This is a genomic window from Flavobacterium dankookense, assembly GCF_004362665.1.
GTDB classification, from domain to species: Bacteria; Bacteroidota; Bacteroidia; order Flavobacteriales; family Flavobacteriaceae; genus Flavobacterium; species Flavobacterium dankookense.
Window position 1 is genome coordinate 244,438 of record NZ_SNXR01000014.1, and the last position, 16,433, is coordinate 260,870.

15 protein-coding genes are annotated in these 16,433 nt (G+C 34.0%); 7 read left to right on the top strand and 8 right to left on the bottom strand.

Annotation, left to right across the window (positions count from 1 at the left end; translation table 11 throughout):
• Window positions 1–285: 285 nt before the first annotated feature.
• Complete coding sequence (locus tag BC748_RS09530; RefSeq protein WP_133533259.1) at window positions 286–1,299, top strand: NAD-dependent epimerase/dehydratase family protein; 1,014 nt, start codon at window positions 286–288, stop codon at window positions 1,297–1,299.
• On the opposite strand, the gene BC748_RS09535 is transcribed toward BC748_RS09530, so the two are convergent.
• Genes BC748_RS09535 through BC748_RS09545 form a run of 3 tightly spaced genes read right to left on the bottom strand, consistent with a single transcriptional unit; the run spans window position 1,296 to window position 3,766 of the window.
• Complete coding sequence (locus BC748_RS09535) at window positions 1,296–1,679, bottom strand: DUF4296 domain-containing protein (protein WP_133533260.1); 384 nt, start codon at window positions 1,677–1,679, stop codon at window positions 1,296–1,298. The two genes, BC748_RS09530 and BC748_RS09535, sit on opposite strands and share 4 nt — an antisense overlap.
• Window positions 1,680–1,690: 11 nt before the next feature.
• Entirely contained in the window at window positions 1,691–3,031 is a 1,341-nt protein-coding gene (locus BC748_RS09540) for a dihydroorotase (RefSeq protein ID WP_133533261.1), read from the bottom strand.
• Window positions 3,032–3,040: 9 nt separating this feature from the next.
• The gene (locus BC748_RS09545; RefSeq protein WP_133533262.1) at window positions 3,041–3,766 is read right to left on the bottom strand and encodes a polyprenol monophosphomannose synthase; all 726 of its coding nucleotides are present in this window, start codon (window positions 3,764–3,766) and stop codon (window positions 3,041–3,043) included.
• Window positions 3,767–3,877: 111 nt separating this feature from the next.
• Between BC748_RS09545 and BC748_RS09550 the strand changes: the two genes are divergently transcribed.
• Window positions 3,878–4,531: a DUF4271 domain-containing protein gene (locus BC748_RS09550; protein ID WP_342772717.1), complete on the top strand. Its 654-nt coding sequence runs from the start codon at window positions 3,878–3,880 to the stop codon at window positions 4,529–4,531.
• 9 nt (window positions 4,532–4,540) lie between these two features.
• Window positions 4,541–5,299 carry a uroporphyrinogen-III synthase gene (locus BC748_RS09555; RefSeq protein ID WP_133533264.1) on the top strand — a complete coding sequence of 253 codons (759 nt, stop codon included), beginning with the start codon at window positions 4,541–4,543 and terminating at the stop codon, window positions 5,297–5,299.
• A 76-nt stretch (window positions 5,300–5,375) separates the two neighbouring features.
• Here BC748_RS09555 and pckA read toward each other — a convergent pair whose 3' ends face one another.
• Complete coding sequence (gene pckA, locus BC748_RS09560; RefSeq protein ID WP_133533265.1) at window positions 5,376–7,001, bottom strand: phosphoenolpyruvate carboxykinase (ATP); 1,626 nt, start codon at window positions 6,999–7,001, stop codon at window positions 5,376–5,378.
• Between the two features lie 83 nt (window positions 7,002–7,084).
• The gene (locus BC748_RS09565) at window positions 7,085–7,468 is read right to left on the bottom strand and encodes a DUF423 domain-containing protein (RefSeq protein ID WP_133533266.1); all 384 of its coding nucleotides are present in this window, start codon (window positions 7,466–7,468) and stop codon (window positions 7,085–7,087) included.
• 126 nt (window positions 7,469–7,594) lie between these two features.
• Here BC748_RS09565 and BC748_RS09570 point away from each other — a divergent pair, with 126 nt between their 5' ends.
• The 4 genes from BC748_RS09570 to BC748_RS09585 all read left to right on the top strand — a co-directional run bounded on the left by BC748_RS09570 (window position 7,595) and on the right by BC748_RS09585 (window position 10,876).
• Window positions 7,595–8,356: a DUF3108 domain-containing protein gene (locus tag BC748_RS09570; protein ID WP_133533267.1), complete on the top strand. Its 762-nt coding sequence runs from the start codon at window positions 7,595–7,597 to the stop codon at window positions 8,354–8,356.
• Window positions 8,357–8,370: 14 nt separating this feature from the next.
• The gene (locus BC748_RS09575) at window positions 8,371–8,706 is read left to right on the top strand and encodes a hypothetical protein (protein ID WP_133533268.1); all 336 of its coding nucleotides are present in this window, start codon (window positions 8,371–8,373) and stop codon (window positions 8,704–8,706) included.
• A gap of 76 nt (window positions 8,707–8,782) precedes the next feature.
• Entirely contained in the window at window positions 8,783–10,156 is a 1,374-nt protein-coding gene (locus tag BC748_RS09580; RefSeq protein ID WP_133533269.1) for a saccharopine dehydrogenase family protein, read from the top strand.
• Between the two features lie 249 nt (window positions 10,157–10,405).
• Entirely contained in the window at window positions 10,406–10,876 is a 471-nt protein-coding gene (locus BC748_RS09585) for an Lrp/AsnC family transcriptional regulator (RefSeq protein WP_133533270.1), read from the top strand.
• 241 nt (window positions 10,877–11,117) lie between these two features.
• Here the strand turns inward: BC748_RS09585 and BC748_RS09590 are convergent, their stop codons facing one another.
• The 3 genes from BC748_RS09590 to BC748_RS09600 all read right to left on the bottom strand — a co-directional run bounded on the left by BC748_RS09590 (window position 11,118) and on the right by BC748_RS09600 (window position 16,352).
• Window positions 11,118–11,813 (bottom strand): zinc metallopeptidase, encoded by a 696-nt coding sequence (locus BC748_RS09590; RefSeq protein ID WP_133533271.1) that lies wholly within the window; start codon window positions 11,811–11,813, stop codon window positions 11,118–11,120.
• 162 nt (window positions 11,814–11,975) lie between these two features.
• Window positions 11,976–13,097 (bottom strand): alanine dehydrogenase, encoded by a 1,122-nt coding sequence (gene ald / locus BC748_RS09595; protein ID WP_133533272.1) that lies wholly within the window; start codon window positions 13,095–13,097, stop codon window positions 11,976–11,978.
• 243 nt (window positions 13,098–13,340) lie between these two features.
• The gene (locus tag BC748_RS09600; RefSeq protein ID WP_133533273.1) at window positions 13,341–16,352 is read right to left on the bottom strand and encodes a leucine--tRNA ligase; all 3,012 of its coding nucleotides are present in this window, start codon (window positions 16,350–16,352) and stop codon (window positions 13,341–13,343) included.
• Window positions 16,353–16,433 lie beyond the last annotated feature (81 nt).

Here is a 16,433-nt window from a genome sequence, read left to right on the forward strand (position 1 = left end):
ACCAATGACAATAGCAATTTCAATATCAAAAATTAATTATGTTGAGCGAATCGCTTGGGCATTTTCAGTTATCCATTTTCCTGCTTTCCGTTTCAATCTTTTTATTGTTTTGTCACATCGAGCGCAGTCGAGATGCTTGTTTTCAAAACAATAAAAAGGATTTCCACTTCAATCAGGGCTAAATAGTATTTGTCTTACTAAGAAAACAGTATTTTTAAACCAATTCCTTTTAAACTTTTAAACTATAACCTTTTAAACTTATTTCTTAAAACTTATCTTTACAAAATGATTTTAGTCACAGGCGGAACAGGTTTAGTTGGAGCACATTTATTACTTCTTTTAGCAGAAAATGAAGAAACTATAGTTGCCATTTACAGAAATCCAAAAAAGATTGAAAAGACAAAAACTCTATTTGCTCACTATCAAAAACCAGCACTTTTTTCAAAAATCAATTGGATTGAAGCAGATATTTTAGACATTTCATCATTAGAAATTGCTTTTAAAAATATAAAATACGTCTATCATTGTGCTGCTCATATTTCGTTTAATCCAAAAGACGAAAACCTCCTGCGAAAAGTAAATATTGAAGGAACAGCCAATATTGTAAATTTTTGTATCGATAAAAAAATCGAAAAACTTTGTCATGTCAGTTCCATTGCAGCTCTTGGCGATTTGAAAGAAACGGAAACTATTCTCACCGAAGAAATCGAATGGAATCCCGAGATAGCTCACAGCGATTATGCAATAACAAAATATGGCGCCGAAATGGAAGTTTGGCGCGGACAACAAGAAGGTTTGCAAGTAGTGATTGTCAATCCAGGAGTGATATTTGGCTCAATGCTTTGGACAGATGGCAGCGGTGCATTTTTCACTAAAATTAAAAAAGGTTTTCCTTTCTACACAAAAGGTTCAACAGGATTTGTTGGCGTTTTTGATGTAGTAAAAGCGATGCATTTGCTTATGAATAGTGACGTTTCTGGTGAACGATTTTCATTAGTATCCGAAAACGTATCTTTTGAAGAAATCATTTTCAAAATTGCAGACAAACTAAAAGTCAAAAAACCAACTTTTGAAGTCAAACCTTGGATGACTTCATTAGCTTGGCGATTGGATTGGTTAGTTGCTGCTGTTTTTAGAACCAAAAGAAAAATTACAAAATACAGCGCTAATTCATTACATTCAAATGAAATTATTGCTAATGAAAAAATAAAAAATCCCGAAATTTCGGGATTGAATTTTGAGTTTCAAAGTATAGATTCAGTTTTGAATGAAATTATACTTTTGAGTAAAAAAAGTTAATAAACGGTTGGCGTATCAGAATTTTGAGTATCATTCCCTGTTGTCAATGGCTTTCCAGTTACTTTTTTATTTTCTTCATCTAATTTTTCTTTTATTTCTTCAAACATTTTTTTATAATCTTCTACGTCTGAAGCGTAAAATTTATTACTAGCAACAAACTGTTTTTTATTGATTTTATGCTTTTTGAAAATATATTGATTGATTTCTTCTTGTGAAATCCCTCCTTTAATATTCTGACTTTTAACCGCTTCTAACAATGTCAAATCATATAAAATAGCTGTCATTTTATCTTTTTCAATCAAATCTGAAGGCTTTTCAATTGCAGAATCTTGACAACTAATCGTCAAGAAAACCAAACATAAAAGAACTATTTTTTTCATCGCTATTATTTTTATCTTTCAAAAAGCAATCGCTTTCCAACTTTTTTATCTTTTACTTTAAAATTTTGGTAAACCAATTCGCCATTTACAAAAGTATGCGATATTCTCGACTTAAAATTATAGCCTTCAAATGGCGACCAACCACATTTTGCTAAAATATTTTCTTTCTTAACATTCCATGGCAAACCAGCATTCACAATAACTAAATCGGCATAAAATCCTTCTTTGATAAAACCTCTTTTTTCAATTTTAAAAATCTTCGCTGGATTGTGACACATTTTTTCTACGATTTTCTCGACAGAAATTTTCCCTTGGTGAAACGTTTCAAACATCGCAACTACAGCATGTTGAACCAATGGTCCGCCAGATGGAGCTTTCAAATAACTTTGCTGTTTTTCTTCCAAAGTATGTGGCGCATGATCAGTGGCAATAACGTCAATTCTATCATCGAGCAATGCTTCCCACAAAACTTTTCGGTCATTTGCAGTTTTTACTGCAGGATTCCATTTTATAAAATTGCCTTTGGTTTTATAGTCTTCATCGGTAAACCAAAGATGATGAATACACACTTCGGCGGTAATTTGTTTTTCTTCTAATGGAATTTTATTGGTAAAAAGTTCCATTTCTTTAGCTGTAGAAAGATGAAAAACGTGCAATCTTGCTCCTGTCTTTTTTGCTAATTCAATTGCTTTTGATGAGGAAAGATAACAAGCTTCTTCGCTTCTAATTAAATGATGTGCTGTAACGGGAATATCGTCACCAAACTCAGCTTTGTATTTTTCTAAATTATTTTTTATTGTCGTTTCATCTTCGCAGTGAACTGCAATTAGCATTTTTGTAGAGGAGAAAATTTTCTCTAAAGTTTCTTGATTATCAACCAACATATTTCCAGTTGACGAACCTAAAAATAATTTTATCCCAGCAACGTTTTTTGGATTAGTTTTTAAAAGTTCTTCAAGATTATCATTGGTTCCGCCCATCATAAACGAATAATTCGCATAGGAAGTTTGAGCCGCAATTTGATATTTTTCTTCTAAAAGTTCTTGTGTGACAGCATTTGGAACCGTATTTGGCTGTTCGATAAACGAAGTTATTCCTCCAGCAACGGCAGCACGACTTTCTGTTTCGATTGTTCCTTTATGAGTTAACCCTGGTTCACGAAAATGTACTTGATCATCAATTGCACCAGGAATTAAATAATTCCCTTCGGCATCAATAATTTTACAATTAGGCGATTTTGGACTTATACTTTCAGCAATTTCGACGATGAATTCATTTTCAATCAAAACGTCGCCTTCAAGTATTTTCCCTTCGTTTACAATTTTGGCATTTTTAATTAAAACCGTATTCATTTTTATTTTTTATAATCGATTAAAAAACTTTTTAATTCGCAGCGACAAAACTCCAAAAACAGCTTCCTTTATAATAGCTCCACTCATTTTGGATTGTCCTTTTGTTCTATCGGTAAAGATGACCGGAACTTCCTTAATATTGAATTTTTTGGCAAAAGCCCTGTATTTCATTTCAATTTGAAAGGCGTAACCAATGAATTTTATTCTGTCTAAATTAATGGTTTCCAATACTTGCTTTTTGTAGCAAATAAATCCAGCAGTTGCGTCCATTATCTTCATTCCGGTTATCATTCGAACATAAACCGAAGCAAAATAGGACAGTAAAACCCTGCTCAATGGCCAATTTACAACATTAACTCCAGTAACATATCGAGAACCAACTGCCAAATCTGCACCATCTTTTGCGCAAGCATCATAAAGTCGTTCTAAATCGTTTGGATTATGTGAAAAATCAGCATCCATTTCAAAAATATACTCATACTTTTTTTCCAAAGCCCATTTGAAACCATGAACATAAGCCGTTCCTAATCCCGCTTTTTTCATTCGCACTTCGAGAAATAATTTGTCAGGAAATTCGTGCTGCAATTCGGAAACCTTCTGATATGTTTTGTCAGGAGAATTATCATCAACAATAAGAACGTGAAATGTTTTTTCGAGTGAAAACACGGCACGAATAATGCTTTCTATGTTTTCTATTTCGTTATAGGTTGGAATAATTACTATACCGCAATTCATATTTTAGTTCAATTTTCAGGGCAAAAATACTGTTTTTATCAGTGTAGTTTCTTAATAATTTTATAATAATTTAGAAAATAAAAAAATCGTAATTTTGCAACGATGATTGAAATGATTTTAAACCCGCGAATTATAGAGCCAAAAGATTGGGCAACCTTTTTGTTTGTTTTTTCTTTTTGCTTAATAGCCATTACAAAAACTGCCTTTGAAACTCGTTTCAATGATTTTTTAAGGATTTTAGTTTCCGATAAATACATTAAAGTTTACAAAGACACTTCACACTTGATGAGTGGTTTTACTATTCTATTGTTTTTGGTTCAAGTAGTTTCGTTTTCCTTTTTTATCCAAATAATTTTAGATCATTTTGGATATATTTCAAAATATGATTGGATTAGTTACTTAAGGATTTTTACTTTTTTTGGCGTATTTGTCCTTTCAAAATTTCTAATCGAAAAAATCATTGCCACTACTTTCACAATTGAAGAGTTTGCAGAGCAGTTTAATTTACAAAAAGTTAGCTACCGAACTTTTATCGGGATGCTATTGCTTCCTGTGAATATTTATTTATTTTACAATAACGCATCAGATGTTTTAATTTATTGCATTATTGTTGTAATTTTAATAATAAACCTGTTAACTTATTTGATTTCTTTGCGAATTTATCAAAATTTAGTTGTTGGCAACTTGTTTTATTTTATTTTGTATCTTTGCGCACTTGAAATAGCGCCGTATTATTTCATATATTATTTGATTACAAAAATTTAGCACACTACAATGTCAAATTTAAAAGTGAAAACAATTTTGGTTTCTCAACCAGAACCAAAAGTAGAGAATTCTCCTTATTTTGAGTTACAACAAAAGCATAAGGTGAAAGTTGATTTCCGCTCATTCATTCATGTAGAAGGAGTTAATGCTAAGGATATAAGAGCTCAAAAAATTGACCTCAACAATTTCAGCGCTATCATTTTAACGAGTAGAAATTCTGTAGATCATTTTTTTAGAGTTGCAGAAGAAATGCGATATAAAGTTCCTGAAGACTTAAAATATTTTTGTCAGTCGGAAGCTATTGCATTTTACTTGCAGAAATATGTAGTTTATAGAAAGCGTAAAATATATGTTGGTCAAAAAGATTTTGTTGATTTATCTCCATTAATCAAAAAATATAAAGACGAGAAGTTTTTGCTTCCTGCTTCTGACCAATTAAATTTTGACATTCCGCAAACACTAAATAACTTGAAAGTAAATTGGACACAAGCTACTTTTTACAAAACTGTGATGAGTGATTTGTCTGATTTGGCAGATGTATATTATGATGTTTTAGCGTTTTTTAGTCCAACTGGAATTAAATCATTATTTAAAAATTTCCCAGATTTTAAACAAAATAACACTCGAATAGCTGTTTTTGGAAGTACAACTCAAAAAGAAGCTTTGGAACACGGATTGCGAATTGATATTCTTGCTCCAACTCCAGATACACCTTCAATGACAATGGCTTTAGAGAAATATGTAGCTGAAGCAAATAAAGGAAAATAGATTTTAATTTATACAAAATAAAAAAAGCCATTCAAATTGAGTGGCTTTTTCGTTTTGGCTTAGTTTGTTTGTTATTCTATAATTGCGGACCAGCATTTACTAAATTCTGCCCTTCGGAATTATCGGTGTATTGAACGAAATTTTTAATGAATAATCCAGCTAAATTAGTAGCTTTTTCATTCCATTCCGAAGCATTTGCATACGTATCTCTTGGATCTAAAATCGCTGGATTTACATCGTGTAAAGAAGTTGGAACTTCAAAATTGAATGTAGGTATCATTTTAGTTTCAGCTTTTTCTATGGAACCATCAAGAATCGCGTCAATGATGGCGCGCGTATCTTTTATTGAAATACGTTTTCCTGTTCCGTTCCAACCTGTGTTTACCATATAAGCTGTTGCGTTGTGTTGCTCCATTTTTTTCACCAATTCTTCACCATATTTTGTTGGATGAAGTGATAAAAATGCTTTTCCGAAACAAGCAGAGAATGTTGGTTGTGGTTCGGTTACTCCTCTTTCTGTTCCTGCTAATTTAGCCGTAAAGCCTGAAAGGAAATAGTATTTAGTTTGTTCTGGAGTTAATTTAGAAACTGGTGGCATAACTCCAAATGCGTCTGCTGTTAAGAAAATAACTTTAGTAGCATGACCAGCTTTAGAAACTGGCTTAACAATATTATGAATATGCTCTATCGGATAAGAAACACGCGTATTTTGAGTTACAGAACCGTCTTTAAAATCGATAATTCCATTGGCATCAACAGTTACATTTTCAAGTAAAGCGTCTTTTTTAATGGCACCAAAAATATCGGGTTCGTTTGCTGCACTTAAATCGATGGTTTTTGCATAACATCCGCCTTCAAAGTTAAAAACGCCATCATTATCCCAACCGTGTTCATCGTCACCAATTAATTCTCTTTTTGGATCGGTAGAAAGAGTAGTTTTTCCTGTTCCAGATAATCCAAAGAAAACGGCTACATCACCATCTTTTCCTTTATTTGCAGAACAATGCATTGATGCAATTCCTTGTAATGGCAAGTAGTAATTCATCATTGAGAACAACCCTTTTTTCATTTCTCCACCGTACCAAGTTCCGCCAATTAATTGCACTTTTTCTGTTAAATTAAAAGCTACATAAACTTCAGAATTTAATCCGTGAGCTGCATAATCTTTGAAACTAGTTTTTGAACCATTCATAACTATAAAGTCTGGTTCTCCAAAATTTTCAAGTTCGGCTTCTGTTGGACGAATGAACATGTTTTTTACGAAATGCGCTTGCCACGCTACTTCCATAATAAAACGCACTTTCAATCTTGTGTTTTCGTTAGCACCACAAAAAGCATCAACAACAAACAATCTTTTTCCAGAAAGCTGGTTTACAGTTGTTTCTTTTAAGGCATTCCAAGTAGTTTGAGAAATTGGTTTGTTGTCGTTTACTGCTTTATCAGAATTCCACCAAATGGTATTTTCAGTGATACTGTCTTTAACAATGTATTTGTCTTTAGGCGATCGACCGGTAAATTCACCTGTCATTACATTTACTGCTCCAAGTTCTGTTAATTGACCTTTTTCATAACCTTCTAAACTTGGATTTAACTCTTCATTATATAAAAAATCAAAGGATGGATTGTGAATAATTTCTTGAACATTTTTAATTCCGTATTGTTCTAACGAAATCGATTTCGTAATTTGAGCAGTATTTTCCATAAAATTGTATTGTGTTGCAATTATTAAATTGACTGCAAAGGTAAAAATATTTTATTACAACGTTGTAGTTGAAAGATAAATTGTTATTTTTTCTTGACGAACTGCAGAAAAAGTAGTGCCCAAGCAAGAATTAACATCGTTCCTCCAATAGGTGTTATAATTCCAATTGGTTTGAAATTGATATTGGTTAATGTCATAGTAGAAAGTAAATATATTGAACCAGAAAAAAACACAATACCTAATAAAGTGAACCAATAAATAGTTTTTTTAGCTTTCTCAACTATATCGTTATTCAATCCTAAGAACAATAAAAACAAAGCGTGATACATTTGATATTTTATTCCAGTTTCGAAAGTAGCTAATTGCTCAACGTTCAAAACTTTTTTTAATGCATGTGCACCAAATGCGCCAAGAATTATCGCAATCATTCCTAACAGGATAGCTGTTTTTATTATTTTATTGTTCATTTTATTAATTTTAAATACTAAAACACAAATTTACCCGTTATGTATTGATATTAAAGAAATTTTAAGTTTTCTTTTTAAAATTATCCGTTTTAAAAATTTTACATTTGCACACATAAAATACTTCTCATGAAAAAAATATTTTTAGTTATAACATCGATTTTGCTATTATGTTCGTTTAGAGCTACTACAAATTCAAAAATAAAATCAGGAGAAAAATTGGTTTATACGGGTTCATACAATATGAGTGGATTAATGACACAATTGGCTCAAGTAACTATGAGTACGGAAAATGTTTCTACCTCAAAAAACAATTATCTTCATTTGAGTTGTGAGTTAGCAACTTATAGTAAATGGGATAAATTTTTTAAAATTAGAGATATTTATGAAACCTATGTTGATCCAATCACGATGAAACCTGCTCTTTACAAAAGAAGCATTGACGAAGGTGGTTATACCAAAAAAGAAAAATATGTTTTCAAAAACAACACTGTTACAAGTACGGCTAGAAAAAGAAATTATCCTGAGTCGGTGAAAAAATTTACTATCAAACCAACAAGCATTGATGCTATTTCAATTTTATATCAATTGCGTTCTGTTGATTTTTCAAAATATAAAGCCGGTCAAACAAAGTCATATACCATTGTTTTTGATGAAAAAGAAATTCCTGTGACCTTAAAATATATCGGAAAAGAAACTGTTAATGCTGGTAATTTAGGAAAAAAAGAATGCTATAAAGTTTCTATCGGTGCCAAAACCGATGCGTTAAAAGGACAAGATAAAAATTTAATTTGGCTTACTGCTGACGACAAAAAAATTCCTGCATTGATGAAATTTAGTATTCCAGTAGGAACAGGACAAATAGCATTATCATCTGCAACAGGAATTTAATAACCACCTAAAAAATGCAAAAAATATATCTCATTTTAAGTTTTGTTTTTACACTTTTGGCTTTGGTTTTTTCTATTATGCCAATGGATACAATTGCTTTATTACCCATTGGACTAGCTATTGCTTTTTGTTTACTAACTATTAGAAAATCGGAGGGAAATAAAGTTAAAATACCAAAGTGGTTGTTGACCATTAGCGTTTTATGTTCTGTTTTTGTGATTGGGAAAACACTTTTAATAAAAGACGAAGTTGTCGTTGACCAAACATTCGAACAGCAAAAAATAGAAACCAAACAAGAAGCTAAAAAAGAACTCGAAGAATTAGAGCAACTTGAAAATGATTTAGAATAATTTCAAAACCCATTCGAATTGAATGGGTTTTATGTTTCTGCAAATTCATACATTTGCCACAACAACAAACAAACGAATGAGAAATATACTTATTATTGGTGCTGGTCGTTCAGCATCATCACTTATAAAATACCTTCTTGAAAAATCTACTCAAGAAAATCTTCATCTTACTATTGGTGATTTATCATTAGAATTGGCGCAACGCAAAACCAATAATCATCCGAATGCAACACCAATTGCATTAGACATAAATAATGTTGAACAACGCCAAAGCGAAATTCAAAAGGCTGATATTGTCATTTCGATGCTTCCAGCACACATGCATATTGATGTGGCAAAAGACTGTGTTACTTTCAAGAAAAACATGGTTACCGCTTCTTATGTTTCCGATGCGATGCAAAGTTTAGATGCTGAAGTGAAAGCAAATGGTTTGATTTTTATGAACGAAATTGGTCTTGACCCAGGAATTGACCACATGAGTGCGATGAAAGTTATCCATGAAATTGAAGAAAAAGGCGGAAAAATGATTTTGTTTGAGTCGTTTTGTGGCGGATTAGTTGCTCCAGAAAGCGATACTAATCTTTGGAATTACAAATTCACTTGGGCACCAAGAAACGTAGTTTTAGCTGGTCAAGGTGGCGCAGCAAAATTTATCCAAGAAGGAAAATACAAATACATTCCTTATAATAAACTCTTCCGAAGAACGGAATTTCTAGAAGTCGAAGGTTTTGGAAAATTTGAAGCCTATGCTAATCGTGATTCACTAAAATACAGAAGCGTTTATGGACTAGACAATATTTTGACTTTATACCGTGGAACGATTCGTCGCGTGGGTTATTCAAAAGCTTGGAATATGTTTGTTCAACTTGGAATGACCGATGACACTTATGTGATGGAAAACTCAGAAACCATGACTTACCGCGACTTCATCAATTCCTTTTTGCCTTATTCGCCGACAGATAGTGTAGAAATGAAAACCCGTTTGCAACTTGGCATTGAACAAGACGATATCATGTGGGATAAATTATTAGAACTCGATTTATTCAACCCAACTAAAATTGTTGGACTAAAAAATGCTTCGCCAGCCCAAATATTAGAACATATCCTTAACGATAGCTGGACTTTGCAACCAGAAGACAAAGACATGATTGTAATGTATCACAAGTTTGGATATGAAATCAATGGTGAGAAAAAGCAAATCGATTCTAAAATGGTATGCATTGGCGATGACCAAACCTACACTGCCATGGCAAAAACAGTAGGTTTGCCTGTAGCCATGGCAACCATCCAAATCTTGAACGGAAAAATTAAAACTTCAGGCGTTCAATTGCCTATCAACAAAGAAGTTTATTTGCCAATCATCAAAGAGCTTGAAGAGTTTGGTGTGATTTTCAAAGAAACCGAAATGCCTTATGTTGGTTATAATCCGGATAGATTATTAGGAAATTAAATTTATAATTAGAAGTGAATCGTTCGGGAATTATCTGTGATGGTAATTCCTGCTTTCCGTTTCAATCTTGCCAAAAAAGGCAAGGATTTCCACTACAATCAGGGCTAAAAGATTTTCCAATTTTATTTTTGTTAACTTTCTTAATGAACCTTAATTTCTTAATGTTTCAAACCATAACAGTAACCGATTTCAATTTTTTCATTTCTATTTAAAACAAAAATCATATTTTTACTTTCAAATTAATTGAAAATGAAAATAAATCAGTTACAAATAGAAATTGATGGTATCGACAAAGAAATTCTTCGTGATTTGATGGAAGATGCTCGAAAACCTATTCTGCAAATTGCTAATAAAATAGGTATTTCTGGTGCGGCAATTCATCAAAGGTTGCGAAAACTAGAAGATGCTGGCGTTATTGCAGGTTCTAAAGTGGTGATTGACAACAAAGTTTTGGGCTATAAAACGATGGCGTTTATTGGCGTTTATCTTGATAAAGCTTCCAGCAATTCGGATGCCGTTCGTGAGTTGAAAAAAATCCCTGAAGTGTTGGAATGTCATTATACTACGGGAAATTGGTCTATTCTTATCAAAATTATTTGTAGAGATAACGAACATTTGATGCAGTTGCTCAACAAAAAAATCCAACCGATTGATGGTGTTTCGAGAACGGAAACGTTTATTTCGTTGGAACAGCAGATCGAGAGACAGATACAGTTGTAGTGTTCAGTTTGCAGTCGCAGTAAACAGTCGCAGTTTGCGGTTATTGGTGGTAAATGGTTGGCTGTTTAGCCCCGATTGAAGTGGAAATCCTGTCATTGCACAACAAAAATTTCAAAATGACATTGCTTCGTTCCTCGCAATGACAGATTGAAACGAAAAGCGGGAATTACTGTTCCTGAAACTGCCCGAACGACTCGCTTCTAAATAAAAAAATCCGCTACTTTCGTAACGGATTTTGTATTTAATCTCTGCTTCCAAAAACTTGCATTGCCCAATAGAGTAATGATGCTAAAGCACCGATTGCGGCTACAACATAGGTTCTTGCGGCCCATTTTAGTGCGTCTTCTGCTCCTGCGTATTCTTGCTGGGAAAGCATGTTTTTATTTTTTAACCATGCTAAAGCTCTATTACTTGCGTCATATTCTACTGGTAGTGTGATAAAGCTGAAGGCTGTTGCTACTGCCATTAGAATTAAACCAATTACGGCTATGTAAAAACCAAATCCTAAGCCTGCTGCGGCACCAAGTATTAATCCTCCGAAGATTAACCATTGTGAAAGTGTTGAGGATACATTTACGATTGGTACTAATTGCGAGCGTAATTGTAGCATACTATAAGCCGTTGCGTGTTGGACTGCGTGTCCACATTCGTGAGCAGCTACTGCGGCAGCGGCAGCATTTCGTTGATTATACACCGCTTCCGAAAGATTAACTGTTTTGTCGGTTGGGTTGTAATGATCGGTTAGTTGTCCTGGTGTTGAAATTACTTTTACGTCATAAATGCCGTTGTCGTGGAGCATTTGTGTTGCGATTTCGGCACCAGACATACCGTTTCTTAAGTGAATTTTTGAGTATTCCTCAAATTTGCTTTTCAGTTTTGAACTTACCAGCCAGCTTACTAAAGCGATGGCTCCGAGTAAAATATAATATCCTAACATGTCTTTATTTTTTTAATTTATTTATTAATCATCAAATTATACGCCAAATTTTACAAATGACAAGTTGACATTTATCTGTTATACGTAGAAATAAAAAAATGTTACAAAAAAATCCCAAACCATATGCTAGTTTGGGATTTTTTGTAACTCTAATTTTGATTTTTAAACGATTTCTGGTTCGCCAACGCGGTGATTTTCTTTCCAATCAAACGCATCGATGATTTCCTTATAAACACATTTTCCGTTGATGATATTTAATCCTTTAGCCAGTGATGGATCTTTTTCGCAGGCTTTCTCCCAACCTAAATTGGCCAAGGACAGCACATAAGGCAAGGTTACATTGGTCAACGCCATGGTAGATGTGTATGGCACAGCTCCAGGCATATTGGCAACGCAATAGTGAATTACATCGTCTATAATATAGGTTGGGTTTTCGTGAGTAGTTGGTACAGTCGTTTCAAAACAACCGCCTTGATCGACCGCTACATCTACGATAACTGTTCCTGGACGCATTTCTTTTAGCATTTCTTTTGTAATCAATTTGGGTGCTTTTGAACCCTTTATTAAAACGCCACCAATGATTAAATCGTGGTCTTTGATGTGTCGTCTAATGTTGTACTCGCTTGAAAACTCGGTTACTACATGCGAAGGCATCACATCGTTTACGTAGCGAAGACGTTTCATATTAGTATCTAAAATAGTAACATGAGCACCTAAACCTGCTGCCATTTTTGCGGCTTGAACGCCAACAACACCTGCTCCGAGTACTAAAACTCTTCCCGGTGGAACGCCTGGAACGCCACCAAGTAGAACGCCTCTACCTTTGATTGGTTTTTCTAAATATTTAGCACCTTGTTGGATAGCCATTCGACCAGCCACTTCGGACATTGGAGTTAAAAGAGGTAAACTTCCATCAGTATCTTCTACCGTTTCATAAGCGATGCAAACGGCTTTGCTTTTTAGCATGGCTACGGTTAACTCTTCGCTTGATGCAAAATGGAAATAAGTAAATACTATATGGTGTGGTTTAATCAAAGGATATTCCTCTGCGATGGGTTCTTTTACTTTGATAATCATTTCGCTCAAGCTGTACACTTCTTCAATCGACTTGACGATAATGGCGCCAACGTTGCGATAGTCATCGTCAAAAAAACCACTTCCGTCGCCAGCTGTCGATTGCACAAACACTATGTGGTTGTTTTTTGTTAGTTCAAAAACACCTGCAGGAGTCATTCCTACTCTACTTTCATTGTTCTTAATTTCCTTTGGGACACCTATTTTCATATATGTAAAATTTATTTGTTAGTGGTCATATATGTTATCGCCTTTTTATTTATTGGGGTTTGTTTACACAAACTTGTTGGCAGTGGCGATTTCATAATTCAAGGATTTAAATTTCCTCAAAAGTTGTCATTTTATTTCAAATTATGAAATTTTTAGGGTTAAAAGTTAAAATAATCGATATAAAAACAAAACAACCCTGTAAAAAATAGGGTTGTTTGTATAAAAGGTATATTTTTTTTAGAATTAACCTACTAGATTAATTACTTTTCCAGGTACGATAATAATCTTGTTTGGCGTTCTACCATCCAATTGTTTGATGGTACGTTCGTCTGCAAGAACAATTTCTTGGATTTGAGGAACGGTTAAATCCAAAGGCAATTTGATAGTAAAACGCATTTTTCCGTTGAAGGAAACTGGGTATTCTTTTTCGCTTTCTACTAAATACTTTTCTTCATAGATTGGAAAAGCTACGGTTGAAATTGAACCTTGATGACCTAACTGCGACCATAATTCTTCAGCAATATGTGGCGCATAAGGCGAAACTAAAATGGCTAATGGTTCTAAAATGGCTCTGTGATTGCATTTTAATTGCGATAATTCATTCACACAAATCATAAACTGTGAAACCGATGTGTTGAACGAGAAATTCTCGATATCTTCCGTCACTTTTTTGATGGTTTTGTGTAATGATTTGTACATATCTGCTGTTGGTTCGTCGTTGGTTACAATCAAACCATTATCATCAAAATACAAACGCCATAGTTTTTTCAAGAAACCAGAAACTCCTGTAATTCCGGCAGTATTCCATGGTTTTGCTTGTTCCAATGGACCTAAAAACATTTCATACAAGCGTAAAGTATCCGCACCATAATCATTACAAATATCATCGGGATTGACCACATTGTATTTTGATTTTGACATTTTTTCTACTTCTCTTTTAGTAATATAATCTTCCTCTTCATTTAAAAAAGGCATTCCATTATACTCTGGTCTCCAACTCCTAAGTTTATTTTTATCAATAACATTAGAGTTTCCAATTAATAAAGAAATATCAACACTTGTTTTAATAACGTTTTCTGCGGAATAATAGATTTTAATATTATTTAGATTAGAAGCTTTCTCATTAATCCATTCATCAACTAAATAATTATGTCCATTTAATTTTATATCATTATAAATCTCTTCACTTATTACAAGAGATTTTGGCGCTAAAGCTGCTCCCAAAAAATTTTCTGAATTTTCAATATTTAAATTTTTACTACTTAAAAAAGAATTACTCAAAGTAGTTTTTGACCGTAATAAAACAATAAACACAAAAGCACTTTCTCCCAAAATCATTCCTTGATTGATTAATTTTTTGAATGGTTCTTCTGTTGGTGCGTAACCTCTGTCTTTTAGAAATTTGTTCCAAAAACGAGAATACAATAAATGTCCGGTTGCGTGTTCGCTTCCGCCAATGTATAAATCTACGTTTTCCCAATATTTTAGTGCGTCGGGTGAGGCAAATTCGTTTTCATTGTGCGCATCCATATATCGCATCCAATACCAAGAACTTCCTGCCCAACCTGGCATCGTATTTAATTCTAAAGGGAAAACTGTAATGTCGTCAATCAACTGATTACTTACCACTGAACACTGAACACTATCCCAAGCCCAATCGGTTGCGTTTCCTAATGGCGGTTGTCCGTCTTCGGTTGGCAAATATTTTTCTACTTCTGGTAATACAATTGGTAAATGTTTGGCATCAATCATTTGTGGCAATCCATTCACATAATACACTGGAAATGGTTCACCCCAATATCTTTGACGAGAAAAAACCGCATCACGCAAACGGTAATTGGTTTTGCCTTTTCCTTGATTGATTTTTTCAAGCTCTTCAATTACTTTTTTGGTTCCGTCTTTGTAACCCAATCCGTTTAGGAAATCAGAATTTACTAATTCGAAACCGCCTTTTTCACCATAAGCTGCTTCAGAAATATCTTGATTGAAAATATTTTTGATTTCAGGCATTCCGTTCTGACCTTTGAAAAAATTTGCGAAAGCATAATCACGTTCGTCGCCACATGGAACTGCCATAACTGCGCCTGTTCCGTAACCTGCCAAAACGTAATCACCAATCCAAACCGGAATTGGTTCTTTTGTAAATGGATGTTCGGCAAACGCACCAGTGAACACTCCAGAAATGGTTTTTACATCGGCCATTCTTTCACGTTCAGAACGTTTTGCAGTGGCTTCAACATAAGCATCAACCGCAGCTTTTTGTTCTGGCGTTGTAATTTGCGAAACCAATTCGTGTTCTGGAGCTAAAGTCATGAAGGTAACTCCGAAGATGGTATCAGGACGCGTTGTAAACACAGAAATTACGAATTCCGAATTAGGAATTACGAAATCAACACTCGCACCAACTGATTTTCCAATCCAGTTTCTTTGTGATTCTTTTATCGATTCACTCCAATCTATAGTATCTAAACCTTGTAATAATCTTTCGGCGTAAGCAGAAATTCGCATGGACCATTGTGTCATTTTTTTACGAATAACTGGATGTCCGCCACGTTCTGATACGCCGTTTACGATTTCGTCGTTGGCTAAAACGGTTCCTAAAGCTGGACACCAATTGACTTCGGTTTCGGCTAAATAGGTTAATCGGTATTGTAAAAGGATTTGTTGTTGTTGTTCTGATGAAAATGAATTCCATTGATCAGCTGTAAAAATGGCAACATTATCATCACAAACGGCATCAACCATTTGATTTCCTTCCGTTTCAAAAACCTTGATTAATTCTGAGATATCAAGTGCTTTGTCTGAATGCTTACAATAATATGAATTGAACAATTGAATAAAAATCCATTGTGTATGTTTGTAATAATCGGGATTGGACGTGCGCACTTCTCTACTCCAATCGAATGAAAAACCAATTTTATCTAATTGTTCACGATAACGCGCAATGTTTTCACGAGTAGTTTTTTCTGGATGTTGCCCAGTTTGAATAGCATATTGTTCTGCCGGTAAACCAAACGAATCGTAACCTTGCGGATGCAGCACATTGAACCCTTTGTGACGTTTGTAACGCGCTACAATATCGGAAGCAATATAACCTAGCGGATGACCAACGTGTAAACCTGCACCTGATGGATAAGGAAACATATCCAAAACATAATATTTTGGCTTTTCGCTGTTATTTGATGCTGCAAACGTTTGATTTTTTGCCCAATATTGTTGCCACTTCTCTTCTACTTTTTCGTGATGATACTTCATTCGTCGTTATTATTTTTGTGCTAATTTACCCAAATAAACTGGCAGATTTTACCTTGTGAGTTAATCGAGAGTTAATGTCTA